18 protein-coding genes are annotated in these 18,844 nt (G+C 38.4%); 10 read left to right on the forward strand and 8 right to left on the reverse strand.

The window, feature by feature from the left end; all coding sequences use genetic code 11:
* Positions 1-22: 22 nt before the first annotated feature.
* Complete coding sequence (locus H2677_RS03735) at positions 23-1,078, reverse strand: SDR family oxidoreductase (protein WP_212639170.1); 1,056 nt, start codon at positions 1,076-1,078, stop codon at positions 23-25.
* Between the two features lie 349 nt (positions 1,079-1,427).
* Here H2677_RS03735 and ftn point away from each other — a divergent pair, with 349 nt between their 5' ends.
* Positions 1,428-1,892: a heteropolymeric bacterioferritin subunit Ftn gene (gene ftn / locus H2677_RS03740; RefSeq protein WP_004952576.1), complete on the forward strand. Its 465-nt coding sequence runs from the start codon at positions 1,428-1,430 to the stop codon at positions 1,890-1,892.
* A 51-nt stretch (positions 1,893-1,943) separates the two neighbouring features.
* Here ftn and H2677_RS03745 read toward each other — a convergent pair whose 3' ends face one another.
* Positions 1,944-2,519: a peroxiredoxin gene (locus H2677_RS03745; protein WP_212639171.1), complete on the reverse strand. Its 576-nt coding sequence runs from the start codon at positions 2,517-2,519 to the stop codon at positions 1,944-1,946.
* A 126-nt stretch (positions 2,520-2,645) separates the two neighbouring features.
* Between H2677_RS03745 and H2677_RS03750 the strand changes: the two genes are divergently transcribed.
* The 6 genes from H2677_RS03750 to bioD all read left to right on the forward strand — a co-directional run bounded on the left by H2677_RS03750 (position 2,646) and on the right by bioD (position 7,905).
* Entirely contained in the window at positions 2,646-2,969 is a 324-nt protein-coding gene (locus H2677_RS03750) for a DUF6176 family protein (RefSeq protein WP_212639172.1), read from the forward strand.
* 33 nt (positions 2,970-3,002) lie between these two features.
* Positions 3,003-3,746 (forward strand): alpha/beta hydrolase family protein, encoded by a 744-nt coding sequence (locus H2677_RS03755; RefSeq protein WP_212639573.1) that lies wholly within the window; start codon positions 3,003-3,005, stop codon positions 3,744-3,746.
* Between the two features lie 335 nt (positions 3,747-4,081).
* The gene (gene bioA, locus H2677_RS03760) at positions 4,082-5,377 is read left to right on the forward strand and encodes an adenosylmethionine--8-amino-7-oxononanoate transaminase (RefSeq protein ID WP_212639173.1); all 1,296 of its coding nucleotides are present in this window, start codon (positions 4,082-4,084) and stop codon (positions 5,375-5,377) included.
* On the forward strand, positions 5,364-6,518 hold the full coding sequence (locus tag H2677_RS03765) for an 8-amino-7-oxononanoate synthase (protein WP_212639174.1): 1,155 nt from the start codon (positions 5,364-5,366) through the stop codon (positions 6,516-6,518). Before bioA ends, H2677_RS03765 begins: the two co-directional genes overlap by 14 nt.
* Positions 6,509-7,267, forward strand: coding sequence for a malonyl-ACP O-methyltransferase BioC (gene bioC / locus H2677_RS03770; protein WP_212639175.1), 759 nt, complete (start codon positions 6,509-6,511; stop codon positions 7,265-7,267). Before H2677_RS03765 ends, bioC begins: the two co-directional genes overlap by 10 nt.
* Positions 7,264-7,905, forward strand: a complete 642-nt coding sequence (gene bioD, locus H2677_RS03775) for a dethiobiotin synthase (protein ID WP_004952588.1) — start codon at positions 7,264-7,266, stop codon at positions 7,903-7,905. The genes bioC and bioD overlap by 4 nt, the downstream gene beginning before the upstream one ends.
* A 36-nt stretch (positions 7,906-7,941) precedes the next feature.
* On the opposite strand, the gene H2677_RS03780 is transcribed toward bioD, so the two are convergent.
* Positions 7,942-8,304, reverse strand: a complete 363-nt coding sequence (locus H2677_RS03780) for a hypothetical protein (RefSeq protein WP_004952589.1) — start codon at positions 8,302-8,304, stop codon at positions 7,942-7,944.
* 185 nt (positions 8,305-8,489) lie between these two features.
* Between H2677_RS03780 and H2677_RS03785 the strand changes: the two genes are divergently transcribed.
* Entirely contained in the window at positions 8,490-9,155 is a 666-nt protein-coding gene (locus H2677_RS03785; RefSeq protein WP_004952590.1) for a hypothetical protein, read from the forward strand.
* Between the two features lie 75 nt (positions 9,156-9,230).
* Here H2677_RS03785 and H2677_RS03790 read toward each other — a convergent pair whose 3' ends face one another.
* From H2677_RS03790 to H2677_RS03810, 5 genes are all read right to left on the reverse strand, one after another.
* Complete coding sequence (locus tag H2677_RS03790) at positions 9,231-9,650, reverse strand: ExbD/TolR family protein (protein WP_004952591.1); 420 nt, start codon at positions 9,648-9,650, stop codon at positions 9,231-9,233.
* Positions 9,651-9,671: 21 nt separating this feature from the next.
* A complete protein-coding gene (locus tag H2677_RS03795) occupies positions 9,672-10,097 on the reverse strand; it encodes an ExbD/TolR family protein (protein WP_004914066.1) in 426 nt (141 codons plus the stop codon).
* A gap of 11 nt (positions 10,098-10,108) precedes the next feature.
* Entirely contained in the window at positions 10,109-10,984 is an 876-nt protein-coding gene (locus H2677_RS03800) for a MotA/TolQ/ExbB proton channel family protein (protein WP_100833349.1), read from the reverse strand.
* A gap of 41 nt (positions 10,985-11,025) precedes the next feature.
* Entirely contained in the window at positions 11,026-11,736 is a 711-nt protein-coding gene (locus H2677_RS03805; protein ID WP_129262012.1) for an energy transducer TonB, read from the reverse strand.
* A 148-nt stretch (positions 11,737-11,884) separates the two neighbouring features.
* Entirely contained in the window at positions 11,885-14,563 is a 2,679-nt protein-coding gene (locus H2677_RS03810) for a TonB-dependent receptor (protein ID WP_171455741.1), read from the reverse strand.
* A gap of 656 nt (positions 14,564-15,219) precedes the next feature.
* Between H2677_RS03810 and H2677_RS03815 the strand changes: the two genes are divergently transcribed.
* Both H2677_RS03815 and H2677_RS03820 read left to right on the forward strand, forming a co-directional pair.
* A complete protein-coding gene (locus tag H2677_RS03815) occupies positions 15,220-17,004 on the forward strand; it encodes an ABC transporter substrate-binding protein (protein WP_212639176.1) in 1,785 nt (594 codons plus the stop codon).
* Positions 17,005-17,018: 14 nt separating this feature from the next.
* Entirely contained in the window at positions 17,019-18,830 is a 1,812-nt protein-coding gene (locus H2677_RS03820) for an ABC transporter substrate-binding protein (protein WP_212639177.1), read from the forward strand.
* The last annotated feature ends 14 nt before the right edge of the window (positions 18,831-18,844 follow it).

The following is an 18,844-nucleotide window of genomic DNA, read 5'->3' on the forward strand; positions in this document are numbered from 1 at the left end:
TCACATTGAACGGGCTTTTTGCTTATGCACGTTTTTTTACAATGCCATCATCAAGTAATTGTTGGAAATGTTCGCAAACACTTTCTCGAATGTCTCTATATTCGATACCCAATTCATCTACGCTACGTTGAGCATTAAAATAAATTGGATATCCCATATTGAGTTTTACGAATTGACGAGAGTGCCCAAATATTGGTGCGACCAATGAGAATGCTGCTTTAGGTACAGTAAAGTGTGGAAAAGGATATTTATAACCAAACTTCTGAGTTAAAGCTTTGCCCATTTCTAATAAGCTTAGTGTACCGCCACAAATAATATAACGACCTTTTGCTTGAGTATTTAAGGCAGCTGCGACGTGAGCATCCGCAACATCTCGAACATCTACGATTCCATTCCACATTGGTGGAACACCAAATAAGGTTGAGCCATTACCAAATTGTTGTAATACTTCAATACTGCCTGATTGACTCGCATCAGTGAGTGATGGACCCATAACAAGAGCAGGATTGATACAAACAAGGCTCCAGCGATCTTGTTGTTCAGCCATTTCCCATGCTTTACGTTCGGCAGCCACTTTTGAATATGGATATGGTTGGTGAGTTTCACTGCTACTATTATTCCAGTGGCTCTCATCAAATTCATTATGAGCAGTATTTTGAATCTCAATCGCATCACCGTAGGTTGATGCAATACTTGAGGTCACAACAACGCGTTTTACTGAATCAGTTCGGTTTACACTGTCTAGTACATTCTCTGTCCCTTTCACGGCAGGTTCAATAATGTCTTTAACGGCATCTTTGTAATTGGTCACTACGAAAGGGGACGCAGTGTGAATGACAACCTCACAGCCTTTCATAGCTTCATCAAATGAATGTGCTTCAAGTAAGTCTGCTTTAAAAAAATGAATTTCACCTGATGATTTTTCAGCGAGGTCATAGAGATGTTGAATTTTATCTTTTTTTGAGGGGTCTCGAACGGTTGCGTGAACTTTATAACCTTGGTTGAGTAAGCGTTCTATAATCCAGCCTGCAATATAACCCGTCGCACCCGTGACTAGAATTGCTTTACTTTTATCCATTTTTTTTCCTAATGATTTTTGTGATTGAAGTTATTTAGCGAATTTTGCTCAAACAAACAACAGCTGACCAGTCATTTTTAATGTTTTTTTGATCAATTCCACTTTCAAATAAGAAGTATTGTTAATCGTTACAAAAATCAAATAATACAAAATGATGTAACTTTACCGCTTCGAATGGGGTAATAAATCCGCAAGAGCTTATTTTATCTAAACAAATTATGCGAATTAGAACTGTAAATGCGTATGTTTCTCATTTTAATTTTATAAAAATCATAAACTTACACAATTAATTTTTTGCAAATGTCTTATAAGTTGCTCATAATACTTGTATTCGAAAGGAGTAAATATTATGCGTGGCAATCCAGAAGTCATCGACTATTTAAATATGCTCATTGGCGGTGAGTTGGCTGCTCGTGATCAATATTTAATTCATTCAAGAATGTATGAAGATTGGGGCTTGAGCAAAATTTATGAGCGCATTGATCATGAAATGCAAGAAGAAGCCTCACATGCAGATGCCATTATTCGCCGTGTTCTGTTTTTAGGTGCACAACCAAACATGAACCGTGAAGACATTAATGTGGGTACTGATGTGGTAAGTTGTTTAAAAGCCGATTTAGCACTTGAATATCATGTACGTGAAAAATTGGCGACAGGAATTAAACTCTGCGAAGAAAAAGGCGATTTTATTAGCCGTGATATGTTGCGTCAGCAGCTTTCTGACACAGAAGAAGATCATACTTATTGGTTAGAAAAGCAACTACGTTTGATCGAATTGATTGGTTTACAGAATTATATTCAATCGCAGATCTAAGATTTGTGAATTAAAAAAACTCAGCATATGCTGAGTTTTTTATTTGATATTCTATTTTTTCTGTAAGTTTTTTAAATCTTTCAATACTTGATCGGCATGTGTCTGTGTATTCACACTCGTGTAATGATAAATGACGGCACCTTGAGGATTAATTAAAAAACTCTCTCGCTTGGCAATTTTGGTAATACCTAGATTTCGAACAATGCCAAATTTTCCAGCAAGGTCGCCTTTGTCATCAGCCAAAATGGGGAAAGGAAGCCCAAGTTTTTTTGAGAATTTCTGATGTGATGCGACATCGTCCAAGCTCACACCGAGTACCACAGCATTAGATTTTAAAAACTGAGGATAGAGCGATTTAAATTGATTGGCTTCTTGGGTACAACCAGCTGTATCGTCTTTTGGATAGAAATAAAGCACAACCCATTTGCCTTTATATTGGCTTAAAGTATGCCATTTCCCACTTTGATCTTGAAGTTTGAAATCTGGTGCAGACTGTCCAACCCATTCTTTTTGAGCGGTATTTTGTTTAGAGAAAATAGAGGTTTGAGCAAAGCTAGAACTTGCTGATCCGAGCAACATAAGTGTGCTACAAACGATAAGAACTTTGGACTTTATCGTATTCATCATTTTGATCTCAAAGTGTGATAGATACTTAATTTAGCAAATTTAAAAATTTGATGCGTGAGTAAATTCTTTTCAGGGCTTTTGATTGTTTTATATCGTTGAATTTAAATAAGGTAAAAGGAAAATAGAATGGACGTAGGTGCAGTGTTAATTAAATTAAAGCAAGACACGCTGGCAAATGTCGATGCTTGGAAAATAGAAATTGAACAACGAAAAGATGAAGCTATTCAGACCTTAAAAGCCGAGGGTGTAACAATAGAATCTTGGTTTCATTTAGAATTGGATGGGAATAATTATTTAATTGCATATATACGGTCGCATGACATTGGTAATGCTCAGCAAGTTGCACGAAATAGTTCTTTTGAAATTGATAAAGTTCATAAGCAGTTCAAACAAAATTGGGAACGGATAATTCCTGCGACATTATTGGTTGATTTGGAAAATTATGATTAGAAAAACAGGTTATAATTTTTAAAGTTTGCATATCTGGGTCATAAGGTGAAGCAAAAGATTTTACTCATCACAGGATGGGGCGGTGGTATTGAATTATTAAAACCTTTACATGATGCTTTGGAACAAAAGGGATATCTCGTTGAGCGGATTAATATTTTTAATGCTCTCGATAATGAAGTTTTGCAACAGCATGTCGAACTTGCAGTGAAATTTGATGTCATTGTGGGATGGTCGTTGGGGGGGCAACTGGCAACACTATTAGTCAACCAAATTCAACTGCAATATGATGAACAGAAGCTGTTAATCACTCTAGCATCGAATCCATGTTTTGTTGCTCAAGCTAATTGGCTTACAGCAATGCCAGTCGAAACTTTTATGCAGTTTAAGCAATCATTTGAACAGGATGCGATTACTACGCTAAAACGGTTTGGTTTATTGGTGTGTCAGGGGGCTAGTTCTGCCAAAAAGGACTTCTTAACTATGCAGAAATTGATTCGTCCACAAGCGATTGCATTGCTTAGGGATGGGTTGCAGTTGTTGGAGCAATTAAATTTGGTTGGTTTGTATGAAAATTATCAAGGCAGACAGTTGCATGTGTTTGCTGAGCATGATGCTTTGGTTCCTTACCAAGTTGTTCAAAATATCCAGAATTTAGCTGCAAAAAATCTAACTGTTGTTTCTATTGATGATGCTTCTCATGCTTTTCCATGTTTTATGGTGGAGCATACTGTGCAAGTAATTGAAGATTTTATTTACTCAACGTTCAATCTTGCTTGAAATGAAAGTTCTCGCAATATATTTTAGATTTTGACAAGTTTAAGATAAAACCTATTTTATAGATCTAACGGAATCGTGCCGAGTACTCATCCATTTTCAGGATATGCCTTCGGCGACCTACCTTACGAAACGATGTTTCTCATTTCGGGAAAAGTAGGCAAAACCATTTGTCATCTGCAAAACCTGTTCACTTCTTTCATTTTTTTCTTTTGATCTAGTGTACGAAGCCTTGTATTTTATTTATACCACGCAGGTTGCAGATGACATTTACGAGTATCGAAAAAGTGTGATCAGGCAAATGGAAAATTTTGAAATAGCAGCAAATGAGGTAGAGGATGACCGATTTATTTGATTTAGAACATATATGGCATCCCTATACCTCGATGTTAAATCCACTGCCAACTTTTAAAGTGAAACGTGCTTATGGTGCAACCATCGAACTAGAGGATGGTCGAACTTTGGTTGATGGCATGTCGTCATGGTGGTGTGCGATTCACGGTTATAACCACCCTGAACTCAATAAAGCCATTACTGATCAATTGCAAAACATGGCGCATATCATGTTTGGTGGTTTGACGCATGAACCTGCAATTGAATTGGGTAAACTCTTATTAAAAATTACGCCTCCGAGTTTAGATAAAATTTTCTATGCTGACTCAGGTTCAGTTTCAGTTGAAGTGGCTTTAAAAATGGCAGTGCAATATTGGGCTGCGTTGAATCAACCTGAGAAAACCAATTTTATTACTACACGTTCTGGCTATCATGGTGATACTTGGAATGCGATGTCTGTGTGTGATCCTGTCACGGGAATGCATCAGATTTTTGGCTCAAGTTTACCGAATCGAATCTTTGTACCCGCGCCTCAAAGTCGCTTTGATGAAGAGTGGAATCCACAAGATATTCAAGAACTCAAACAACAGATCGAACAGCATCATCACAGTATTGCTGCACTGATTATTGAGCCAATTGTGCAAGGTGCGGGAGGGATGCGTTTTTATCATCCTGAGTATTTGCGCCAAGCCAAAGAATTATGTCAGCAATACAATTTGTTGTTGATCTTTGATGAGATCGCAACAGGTTTTGGGCGTACAGGCAAAATGTTTGCTTGGGAGCATGCACAAGTTGAACCCGATATCATGTGTATCGGTAAAGGTTTGACGGGAGGCTATATGACATTATCTGCAACATTAACGACTAAACAAGTGGCTGAAACCATTAGTCGTGGCGAAGCTGGCGTGTTCATGCATGGACCAACCTTTATGGCGAATCCTCTGGCTTGTGCTGTTGCTCTAAGAAGTACTCAATTATTAGTTGAACAAGATTGGCAGAGTAATATTCAACGTATTGAAAAGATCCTTGTTGAGCAATTAAGTGATTTAGCAGAACTTGATCATGTTGCAGATGTACGCATATTAGGTGCAATTGGTGTGGTTGAATTAACCTCAAGTGTTGACATGAAAAGCTTACAGCAGCAGTTTGTTGAACGTGGTATTTGGGTGCGACCATTTGGAAAATTGGTCTACGTGATGCCGCCGTATGTGATCACCGATGATGAGCTAAATTACTTATTAGTGCAGATGAGTGAAGTGGTCAAAAATATGCAAGGAGTACAAGCTAATGTCCTTGCTTGATCATTATGCTGAGCAGCTTGACCAGCTCAAACAGCAAGGTAATTTCCGCCAATTTACTGCAAATCAACAGCAGGGACGTTGGATTACTATTCAAGATCGAACCATGTTGAATTTGGCATCCAATGATTATCTAGGTCTGGCGGCTGATTTAAGTTTAAGAGAAGAATTTCTTGATACTTTGCAAATCGACCGTGCACTGTTTAGCTCATCTTCTTCACGTTTACTGACGGGTAATTTTGCAGAGTACGAGCAATTTGAAAATAGCCTAAGCAAAGCTTTTGGTCGTGCTGCCTTACTTTTCAATAGTGGCTATCACATGAATATCGGTATTTTGCCTGCATTAGCTGATAGTAAAACCGTGATTTTGGCGGATAAACTTGTTCATGCCAGTATGATTGATGGTATTCGTCTATCGAATGCTCAATATGTGCGTTATCGTCATAATGATTTGCAGCATTTGGAACAGTTATTGCAAAAGTATCAACAAGATGAGCAAGTTGAACGTATTATTGTGGTGACTGAAAGTATTTTTAGTATGGATGGAGATGAAACGGATTTAGCGGCACTGGCGCAGTTAAAGCAACGGTTTGTCAAAACAATGTTGTATGTTGATGAAGCTCATGCCATCGGTGTGAGAGGTGGGCAAGGACTAGGTTGTGCTGAGCAATATGGTGTATTGCATCAGATTGATTTCCTTGTTGGGACTTTTGGCAAAGCGATTGCTTCGATTGGCGGTTATATTATTTGTGATCCTATCATCCGTGATTATCTTATTAATAAAATGCGTCCTTTGATTTTCAGCACAGCGTTACCACCAATCTCGATGGCATGGTCTGACTTTATCTTTAATAAAGTTTTAAATATGCAGCAGCAGCGTCAGCACTTGGCTGAGATCAGTCATTTTTTACAGCAGGCGGTGATTGCAAAAGGTTTTTCAAGTCCATCGAGTAGCCATATTATTCCAATTATTGTCGGCGAAAGTAACGCAGCGATTGAAAAAGCACGTTATGTTCAGCAACAAGGTTTTTATGCCATGCCTGTGCGACCGCCAACAGTACCGCAAAATAGTTCACGTTTACGTATCTCATTAACGTCTATGGTTCAAAAAGCTGAATTAGAAAAATTGGTGGAATGTTTGTGAGTGTCGATAAAGCTTTAGTCGCTCAACGTTTTGCCAAAGCAGGGCAAAGTTACATTGAGCATGCTGTAGTGCAAAAGCAGATCAGTGCCCAGTTATTTAAATATCTGAAAGCGTATTTTCCAAAGACTTTTGATTCTGTACTTGAGATCGGTTGTGGGTCGGGTAATTTAACGCATTTATTTCAGACTCATTTCCAGTTTGATCAATTATTTTTAAATGATCTTTATGAGGATGTTGAACAGCATTTTTCAAAGATTAAAAATATAGCTTGGTTGATCGGAGATATTGAACAGCTTGAATTACCATCAGAATTGGATGCGATGATTTCAAGTTCAGCTTTACAATGGATGACTGATCTACCTGCGTTATTACAACGAATTCATGATACTTTAAAACTGAAAGGCTATTTGGGTTTCTCTACATTTGGTGAAAATAATTTAATTGAAATCAAAAAGCTGACTGGGCAAGGTTTAAATTATTGTTCTAGTGAAGTGTTGAAACAGAAACTTGAAGAAAATGGCTTTGAGATTGTGTTTATACAAGAAGAACAAAAAAATCTATATTTTGATGATCCTAAATTAGTGCTGCATCATCTAAAAGCGACGGGGGTGACTGCAACAGCAAAGTCACATCGTTGGACCAAGCAATCTTTACAGCAGTTTTATTCTGATTATCAACAGTTTCATGATGAGCAAGGTTTTCGCCTAACTTATCATCCGATTTACGTGATTGCGCGGAGAAAAGCATGAGTGCAGCAATTTATTTTGTCAGTGGTATTGATACAGAAATTGGGAAAACTTATGCCACAGGTTATCTCGCCAAACTTTGGACCGAACAAGGGCAGCGTGTTATTACCCAGAAGTTGGTGCAAACTGGTAATGTCGATGTGTCTGAAGACATCGAAAAACACCGTGAAATCATGGGGAGTGGCTGGTTTCAGGAAGATCATGAAAAATTGACCATGCCTGAAATTTTCACTTATCCAGCTTCACCACATTTGGCGACGCGTTTAGATGGGCGTGAGTTAGATTTTGCCAAGATCGAAGCTGCAACTAAAGAGCTTGCTCAGCGTTTTGAGGTGGTGCTGTTAGAGGGTGCGGGCGGTTTAATGGTGCCTTTAACCACAGAGTTATTGACCATTGATTATATTGCTCAACATCAATTTCCTGTGATTTTGGTGACTTCTGGACGTTTGGGAAGCATTAACCACACTTTATTGAGTTTAGAAGCTTTAAAACATCGTGGTTTGAGTTTGCATGCTTTGGTATATAACTTAAAAGATGAATCGAAAGATCCACTTATTTCTAAAGATACAGCGGATTATTTAAAAGCTTATTTGGCAAAGCATTTTCCTGATGCTCAATGGATTGATTTGGAAAAGTTTTAAATGATTAAAGTTTTATTAGTATGTATTGATCAATAGTTAAGTATATTTTTGACGAATTTTATCGATATACTCATGTATTTTTTTCTTATCGGTTGGATACGTGTCTAGGTAGCACTCGCTTGTTTTTACCAAAGTCTCAAAAAAATTGCAAAGCTCCATGGTTGAGCTTTGCATGTCCCCCATGAAGAATTGAATATTTATAAATTCTTCTGGGTGATCATAGTCTTGTTCTAAGCCGAAACCACATCCTTCACTTGAAGTGATTCCATATCCGTTACTAATATGAAATAAGATATTTAAATAATTCATTTTATTTGTAGAAATTGTTTCTTTTAGAATATGGTAAAGATCGTGATATCCATTTACAAAGTAGTAGTTTTGAACGTTTTCTAGCCACATGGAATGGTCATTCTGTTTGGTCAATAATGCTTGTAATAGCTTACTTTATTTTTTGTGAGACTATAAGAATTCTTGCAAGTTAAAATAATAAAAAACATGTTTTCTAATACATGTGAAAGTTATACTGAGGAAAATTTGATATTAATGGGTTTTGGTAAAGTATTTAATTAAAAGGGTTGATAATCATGAACAAAAATAATTTTATGTGTATGGCTATATGCCTATTAGGTTTGATCTCGACTACTCAAGCTGCTGTACCAACAGATAAAACCATCATTAGTTGGATCACTAATTTACAAGATTCAAATGCGAATCCTCAGCAAGCTATTCAGATTGATCATACGGAAAAAGTAAAATTAATTTCAGGCGAAGAAGCTTATTTGTCTGGTGTTAGTTTTGAAAATGCTGGGCGTAACTTTTGGGCAGGTTATGTGCTAACCCGTCCAAAATTAAAACAAGCAAAAATTTTAAAAGAGTTTGGTGGTCAATCGAATACATTTAAAGTTCATCCAACGATGTATAAAGGTAAACCGATTGAACTGGTTGAAATAGAAAGTGCTGGGTCGGGACAGGGAACTGTTGAAGCTACTAAAAGTTTAGTTTATTTGAGCCAATGGAATGCCAAGTTGATTACTGAAGTTCAAGAGTCTTCTAATGCTGGTCGCTATGACGAAAAACTTGATGCAGAGGATTGTCGTACTGGATCAGATAATACGGGTTATTTAAACGTGATGCCGTATTCGCCTTATGTTGTGAAAACTACGGTGACAGGAAATGCCTGCAATGACAAACCGAAAGGATATAAAGTAAATAGTTTGGTTCTCCCAATCGTCATTAGTGAAATTAAATAAAAAAAGCTAACAAGCAGACTTGTTAGCACAGGAGGAACTTAGAATTGTGAAGCTTAATAGTTAGTGTTTATTTTTCTAGTTATTACTCACGATTCCTATTTTAGTGACTTTGCTTTGCTGAGCTAATGCCATCACCATAGCAATATTTTTATATTCAGCTTGAGGATCAGGTTTAAACTTGATCTGATCCTGATCAGCTTTTTGCGCAACAGATTCAAACAAAACCTTCAATGCTTGGCGATCAGCAACAGCTTGATCGTTCCAGAAAATACGACCTTGTGCATCGACTCTTAAGTTGATGGTTTCAGGTGGTTTCTGATCGGTTGGTGGCGGTGGTGCACCATTAGGTAAATTGATATTAATGGCGTTGTTTGGGATTGGAATCGTAATGATGAACATGATCAATAACACCAGCATGACATCAATTAAAGGTGTCATGTTGACTTCGAGCATCACATCATCTTCGCCACTTTTTGGTCCGACATTCATACCCATGACTAACTCCTTATCGTCTGACTAAGGTGAACTAGGTGGAGTAGTGACAAATGCGATTTTGCCAATACCCGCTTGTTGGGTGGTGCTAATTACCTGATCAATCGCAGCGTAGTGTGTCAACTGATCACCACGAATATGAACTTCAGGTTGCGGGCGCTTCTGCGCCTCAACTTGTAAACGAGCAAGTAAAGTTTCTTTATTTGCAACGTATTGTTCATTCCAAAAAATATCGCCAGTTTTGTTGACTGAAAGTTGAATATTTTGAGGGGTGGTGGCGTAAGGCGTATTCTTTTCTTCAGGTAACTTTACAGGAACCGTATGTGTGACCACTGGAACAGTGATTAAAAAGATAATCAAAAGCACCAGCATGATGTCCACAAGCGGAGTGGTGTTGATGGTGCCGATCACATCATCATCACTTTGATCTGAATTTATCATCATGCCCATAATCATATTCCTTATTTAGAATCACGATTGACAGGATTGCTGCGTAATTCGCCACTGAGTAAAACTGCATGTAAGTCAGAACCAAATGAACGGACATTGTCCATGACAGCTTTATTGCGACGAGTCAGCCAGTTATAACCAAGTACTGCAGGTACAGCGACAGCTAAGCCAATTGCGGTCATGATTAATGCTTCACCCACAGGCCCAGCAACTTTATCAATAGATGCTTGTCCTGAAATGCCGATCGCAGTCAATGCGTGATAAATTCCCCAAACTGTTCCAAATAAGCCAACGAAAGGTGCAGTTGAACCCACTGTTGCAAGGAATGCCAAGCCGTTACCTAAATGGCTTTGTACTTTATCAATCGCACGTTGAATCGAAATCGTTACCCATGTGTTGAAATCAATGCGTTCTAATAAGGTGCCATCATGATGTTTGGTTGAGTGAATACCTTTTTCAGCGATGTAGCGATACGTGCTGCTAGGGTCTAAGCTTTCTTTTGCGCTATTTAACGTATCTGCTTCCCAAAAGTTACGTTCAGCTTCAGTACCATGGCGTTTAATTTTGCTTTGTTGAAATAGTTTTGAAAGGATGATGTACCACGTACCAATTGACATTAAAACAAGGATGAATAAGGTTGTTTTTGCAACGAGATCACCCTCACGCCATAAAGCTTCTAAGCCATAAGGGTTATGCACTTTTTCTTCAGTCGCAGGAAGAGGTGGTGGTGTTGGTGATGATTGTGTTGTTGCATCAGTCGCGACCGTAGTTACAGCTGTGGGTTGCGTGGTTTCTTCAGCCCAAACAGAACTAATTGGAAGCAGGGTGCTGGTTGAGATAAGACCAATCGCAGCAAATCGAGAGATTTTTTTTACAGTTTTATTCATTTTAAATTCTCCAAAAATTGTTTAATTCACTTCTATATTCATTAAGAAATCTTGAATGTGTATTCGATTTCATACCAATCTTGTTGAGGTACACCATCTTTCATCGCTGGTGTGAAGCTACATAAGCTATAAGCTTTGGTCGCGGCTTTATCTAACTCACGTACACCACTCGATTTTTTGACTTTTGCATCGATTACTTTGCCCGAGCTATCCACAAGTAAGCGCATACGCACAGTACCTTCTTCACCAGCCATTTCCTGTTCACGTGGATAACCAGGCTCTTTACAACCTGCTTCACCTTCGGAAACGCCTCGTGAAATACCTGCAGGTTTTGCAGGTGCTGGGGGAGCAGCAGCTGCAACTGGAGCAGCAACAGGGCTAGGACTTGGAGAAGCCGCTGTGACAGGTGCAGGTGTTGCCACTGAAGTTTTGGTTGGTTGTGTAGGTGTTGGTTTTGCAACAGGCGTTACTTTCTCCACCTGCTTAGGCGGATCAGGCATTTTTGCCACTTTTTCAACCATTTTGGGTAGTTCAGGTGGTTTTTCCTCAGGTTTGGGTGGAGGAGGAGGTGGTGGCGGTTCAATATCTTGAATAATCTGAAGTTCTACAGGCTTCTCGACTGGTTTAGTAAAATCAGTGGTTAAACTTGTTACTAAAATATAGGCGATCACAAGATGTAAAAATAAAACTAGACCAAGTCCGACGAGACGTTTGGCAGATTGATTTTCACTTTCAGCAAAGGGTATGCCCATAATTGCTCCTGAAAATGTAATCGCTGAGTTATATAAAAGTATTTAGGCTAGATTGAAAATCTTGATAGCAATTTTTATCTTATATAGACATCAGGATTACGTTGAACCACTACAAGACAAAAAGGAACATCTTGCAGTGGTTAGAGTTTTAGAATTTATAAGTGCCTCTGAGGAAATATGCACGTCCCGTTACGTCGCTATAGCGAGGGTCATAACCATATTGGAAGTTATCGAGCACATTCGAAGCAGAAGGTTCAGCATCAAATAGATTTTTGATACCAGCAGTCAATTCTAGATTTTTAAAGCCTTTATACGTTCCTGAAACGTTGTACAGGGTATAGTCACTTACGCGGTGATTATCATATTTCTCATCACCAATTTGGTTTTGATCTTTATAGCCACGGTAGAACTCTTGCTCGAAGACCATTTTCCAGTTTTCGTAGCTCCAGTTAAGATTGGCAACATGTTTCCAACGTAAGATTGCTGGATCATCGTATTTACCAACATAACCTTCCCATGCACCACCTTTCTCTTCTTGACGGTCGTATTTGATAACATATGTGCCATCAATACCGAAGCCAAAACGACCAGTAGAAGTCATCGGTGAAAGATAATTTAGCGCTAAATCAATACCTTCAGTTTTAACTCCACCCATATTTGTTAGTGCGCTGTTGATATATTCCAATCGACCATCAGCCCCTCGAATGAAGCGATCTGCATATTTTTCAGGATCACCGAAAATCATTGCTTCACCGATGCTGTTAATTAGCCCATCAATTTTGATGTTGTAATAATCAGCAGAGAACACTAAATTTTTGATCGGTTCTACAACAAAACCCGCTGTAATTGAGGTTGATTCTTCAGGTTGTAAGTCTTTTGTACCACCTTGTGTACGATAGAATTGGGTATTACATTCAGTTTGGTATTCTGGTGATATAGCTTTACCATTTGGACATAGCACAGGGTCATCGTAGCGAGCACCCGTATAAGTTTTACTTTGAGGGGCATTGATGTCATATAAGCTTGGTGCTCGGAAACCAGTACTGTATGAGGTACGGAACATTAATTGTTTAATCGGTTCCCAGCGGAAAGCGATTTTAGGATTAAATGTATCACCAAAATCACTATAGTCATCATAACGAGCAGCGAGTTGTGCCTCTAAGGTTTTGGTAATTGGAACATGTAACTCTGCAAAAGCTGCGGTGATATCTCTCTTACCTTTACTTTCAGGTTTACTAGGATCAATACCGCTACCAGGAACTTGACTTACAATTTCTGAGTTCACATTGGCTTTCCAGTCCTGTTTACTAAAACTACCTCCCAAAGCAAAGCCTACGTCACCAGCAGGTAACGTGTAAATTGGACGACTAATAGTAAAGTCAAATGTGGTGGCTGTGAGCGTACCAGTGTTAGTATCGCCTTTTACTTCAAAAGACTTCCAAAGTTCTTGATTTTCGCTAGGGCCAAAAGGATTAATGGTTCCATTGTTTAAAGCATCTTGGAGTTTACTTTTGTTTAAATACCCTCCAGCAAAACCGTCTGTCGCTTCGCTACGTGCATAAGATAAACCTGTATTGATATCCCAACCGTAAGCTTCACCCTCTAAAGAGATTAACGCCCGATGTGATTCATTCACTGGATTAGACATGCGATTACCAGCTTGTGATCTCAAATAAAGTTCAAGGGGATTACCACTTAATCCAGCGACTTCAGGGGTTATACCATTACCAGGATAGTATGGGCTTGTAGAAGGAAGAGTAACTGAGCGGCTGTAAACATCAGGTGCGATTGATGTAGTCACTTCATTTCGTGAGTAAACATATTCAGCGATAGCATTGAAATTATCATTTAATTTGAACGTACCTCGTCCTAAAGCAGATATTGTTTCTGTTTTGGGTACAATTCCTATCAATGCTTGTGTGTTGAGATAGCAGAGCCCACCATCAGCGATAGTATTAGGTGCATTATTACAGTTTAGATCGCCATAAGGATTACCAAGAGCTCCTGTAACGGGATCACGAAAATTTGCTGGGAAACCATTTGCAGAAGTTCCATCAATACCAAGTTCCGGTATTAAACCACCGCGTCGGCTAATTTTACGGTCTTTTGCCATAATGTCATTTGAACGACGATAGTCAATAACCCCCATAAGATTAAAGCCTTGTTCATCAAGATCACCATAACCCCCGAAAATTGAAATGTCTTGTTTATCACCACCACTTTGTTCTGGTTGAATAAAGCCAGCACTAATATTTAAACCTTCAAAAGACTTCTTGGTGATAAAGTTGATTACCCCAGCAATTGCATCCGCACCATAAATTGCCGAAGCACCATCACGTAAAATCTCAATACGATCAACCATTGCCATTGGAATAATATTTAGGTTTGTGGTTGAGGTACTAAATGGGCTGTATGCTAAACGTCGACCGTTTAATAAGATTAATGTTTTATCAGTACCTAATGCTCGAAGATTCGCAGAAGAACCCTCAGTATTACTTGCACCTACATTTTGAGCTGTAGAAAACCCTGCTTGATTGGCACTAACCTTGGTTAAAGCTTCTTCGACTGTTGTAACACCTTGCTTTACAAGGTCATCTGCTCTAATCACCGTGATCGGAGATGCACTCTGTGCAGCAACGCCTTTAATCGATGATCCTGTAACGGCAACTTTGACGACTTTGGCGGGTTTATCCTCCGTAGTCGACTCATTTTCAGCTGCATGGGTCATTGTTAAACACAACATACTGAGACTCAGGGTACTGAGTTTGAGTACGGTTTTGCTCGCTTTTGGCATAGCATTTGATTGAACGAAATTGGTTTTTTTCATTAAATTTATAACCCCTAGTGGATTGTCACTCTTAAAGACTGAACAAGAGCGTTTTAGCAAGACATGTGCCAAATACATTTTTTGGATCAGGTTTAATCTAGAATAAATTGTGTAAAAGCGTTCTAGTTTTATTGAATAAGCTTTTCATATTTTTACTATTTATTAAAAAATTATGAATTTATAAAAATATTTTTTATTGGCATTTTTTTACAGTTTTCTAGGTTTTATACATGGTATTAAAATGAAACATGCTAATTTATATGTGCATTTATTTGGTGCATTTTTATTTTATGTATTTTAAAACATGTATTTATAGTCTCTTATTTTGATTGTTAAGAATATTATGAAAAAATGAGATTTTGCATAAAGTTACTTTTAATTAGGATGAATAAATATTGATTAGAGGGGTGAATAGACTGGAGTCTAATTTTTCTATTTTAAATTTGTTTGAAAAGTGGCATGAAATTAGCACTGTAATTTTGGGTCTTGATGTCGGTTTTACATCTGAATTATTTTTATGATTGGTAAAAATATCACAAACCATTCATTTTTGTGAACAAGATCATTGGATTAAGTCAGGCAGGTAAGATCGATGTGTGGTTGAATGCTATTCGAAAGTCTAGTATTTATTAAAAAACGATAATGTGAGCATTGAATTGAAGTCTAAATTTTTTACGGTCGCTTTGTTCTCAACCGTTATTGTATTTGCTCCTTTGGGAAACGCTAAAACTCCAGCGCAAGCGGATAAGGTGCTTCGAATCGCATTTGAAGCACCTGACGATGGTTTTGATATGGTCAAAACTTTTAATTTTTATAGCGGTAATGTAGCCGATGTTATTTTTGAGAGATTGCTGCAATACGATTATCTAGCTAATCCTGTCAAGTTGGTTCCAGCTACGGCACAAAGTATGCCTGTGATCAAAGAAAATGGGAAAGTTTATATATTTAAAATAAAGCCAGGTATTTATTTTACTGCTGATCCAGCATTTAAAGGTCAGCGTAGAGAGTTAATTGCAGAAGACTATGTGTATTCGGTCAAACGTATTTTAGATCCTAAAAATCATTCTTCTTCATATGCATTTATCGACCAGAAAATTGTGGGTGCAAATGCCTTAGTTGAGCAAGCGAAACAAACAGGTCGCTTCAATTATGATGCCAAGATTGAGGGGGTAAAAGCCTTAGATCGATACACACTTCAATTTACCTTGACTCAACCTGATTATAACTTTCCCTATATTCTAGCTTATAGTACGTTTGGTGCTACTGCTCGTGAAGTAGTTGATTATTATAAAGATCGATTGGGAATGCATCCCGTAGGTACAGGACCTTACATGCTGAGTAAGTATGTGCCCCGTAGTAAAATAGAACTAGTAGCTAACCCAGATTATCGAGGTTTTGTTTGGAATTTTAAATCGACAGGAACTGCTTGGGATAACCAGTTAGTTAAAGAAATGACAGGCAAAAAAATGCCTCAAATTGGTAAAGTAAATATCAGTATTATTGAAGAAGAGCAGTCACGTTGGCTGGCATTTCAATCAAAACAACTCGATTTAGATAAACTCACCTCGAGTTCCATTCCTAAAGTTTTAGACCAAAATAATCAACTTAAGCCTGTGATGCGACAAAAGGGGATTCGACTTTATCCGAACAAGGAGGCAGAGATCACCTATACCATGCTGAATATGCGTGATCCAATCATAGGTGGGAACAATTTGGACAAAATTGCATTAAGACGCGCAATTGCGATGTCATTTAATGTTGATGAATATATTCGGATATTAAGAAAAGGACAGGCTGTTAAAGCTGAAATGTTGGTACCCACGGGGGTAAATGGGCACAATCCAAAATATCGAAGTAGTATTGGCTATAACCCGAGTTTGGCTAATAAACTGTTAGATCATTTTGGTTATAAAAAAGGTGCTGATGGTTATCGAAATCTGCCAAATGGCAAAGCACTTGTTCTAAAAATAAATACTGAAAGTGGCTCATCCTCAGTGATGTATTCGGAGTTGTGGAAAAAGAATTTAGATGCGATCGGCATTCGCGCAGATTTCAGAGTAAGTAACTTCGCCGATAACTTAAAAGCAGCGACGCAATGTCAATATATGATTTGGGGTGGAGCTTGGCATGCAGACTATCCTGAAGGAGAAAATTTCACGCAACTATTATATGGACCGAATGTAGGCAGAGGTAATCAGTCTTGCTATAGCTCATCCGCTTATGATGGTTTGTATAAACAAGCGATGCAACAGCCTCCAGAAAAGCGCATGCCATATTACGAAAAAATGAGTCGTCAAATTGAAGCTGACAATCCTCTAATTTTACAAGATACCCGTATTCGAAATTGGGTGATCCAATCCTACGTTCAAGGTTTTAAAGCCCATCCAATTATGAACAGTAACTGGCAATATTTAGATATTGCTTCACCACGACAAAAATAAGTGTTGAGTTCAAGATGAAGCAAAATTATAAACTTTCATTGAAATCCTACAGTTTGGCGCTTTGTGTTGGGCTTATAGCGAGTTCTACAACAACTTTGACATTTGCTAAAAGTCCAGCTGATCCAAATAAAGTATTGCGTTATGTCTTTCCAGTCGCTGAAACAGGTTTTGATCCTGCTGGTGTGCATGATTTGTATTCTGCACATGTAAATGGTTCGATTTTCGAGACTTTATATACATATGATTATTTAGCCTCACCAGCAAAGTTAGTCCCTCGCACGGCAGTCGCATTACCTGAGATTAGTGCAGATGGTTTGACGTATACCATCCGTTTGCAAAAAGGGATTTATTTTGCCAATGATCCTGCTTTTAAAGGAAAAAAACGTGAACTCACGTCTTTTGACTATGCGTATACCTTTAAACGTCTCTTGGATCCGAATCTACATTCACCAAACAGTTGGTTACTGGATGGACGTATTGTTGGAATAGATGCGTTACAGAAGCAAGCGCAAAAGAATGGCAAATTCAATTACGACCAACCGATTGTGGGATTACAAACGCCAGACCGATACACATTGGTTATCCGTCTAACTCGACCAGATCAAAACTTTCCAATGTTACTTGCACATCAACCAGCAGGTGCTGTGGCAAGAGAAGTGATCGAAAAATATAGAAACAAAGCTGGGTTTGCGATGGGTCATCCTGTGGGTACAGGACCGTATATGCTGTCTCGCTGGACGCCAGGTTCAAGAATTATTTTAAAAGCCAATCCTGATTTTCGTAGTTTTGTATGGAACTTTAAAGCGAGTTCCCCTGAAGACCAGAAAATTGTAAAAGCGATGCAAGGCAAAAAAATGCCTCAGATTGGTGTGATTGACATCCAAGTGATGGAAGAAGGGCAATCCCGCTGGTTGTCATTCAGTAAAGATGAGGTTGACTTATTTCAACTTGATGGTGAATTGACTGTACAGGCTTTACAAAATGGTAAGTTAAAACCTGAATTGGTGAAAAAAGGTGTGCAATTATCTCGCATCGTTGATCCATCACTTGACTATCATTATTGGAACATGCAAAACCCTGTTGTTGGGGGATTAAGCAAAGAAAAAATAGCCTTACGCCGTGCGATTGCGATGGCATTTTCTGCAGATAACTACATCAATATCTTGCAAAAAGGTGATGCTAAAAAATTACAAGCACCTATCCCAGAAGGTGTTGTCGGTTATGACCCAAATTACAGATCAAGTATTCCCTATTCAGTCAAAGCAGCCAATCTATTATTAGATCGTTATCAGTACAAAGTTGGTACAAACGGTTGGAGAACCTTGCCAAATGGTAAGCCTTTGGTCATAGAGATGACTGTGAGTGGTAGTAGTTTACGTAGTCAACAACAAGCTGAATTCTGGAAGAAAATCCTTGATGGTCTCAAGATACAGATGACCACACAATCTCTCCCATTTTCAGAAGCCTTGAAGTTGGAAAAGCAATGTAAAACCATGTTCAAAGCTTCAGCTTGGATCGCAGATTATCCTGATGCCGATAATTTTATGCAGTTGTTTTATGGCAAAAATATCAATGTAACGAACAATGGTTGTAGCAAAATTCCTGAATTTGATCGTCTTTATGAACAAACTCAAAACATGGTGCCAGGTCCAGAGCGCGATGCCATATACAGAAAAATGTCACGTATTTTAGAGGTTTATATGCCTGTACAAGTGATCGGTGCTCGTTACCGAAATATTCTGGCGCAGCCTCGAGTGATTGGTTTTAAAAAGCATCCAATACTTCCTGCGGAGTGGATGTACATCGATATTGATATGAAGAAATAAAATTTAAAGAACTG

The organism is Acinetobacter junii (genome assembly GCF_018336855.1).
GTDB lineage: Bacteria > Pseudomonadota > Gammaproteobacteria > Pseudomonadales > Moraxellaceae > Acinetobacter > Acinetobacter junii.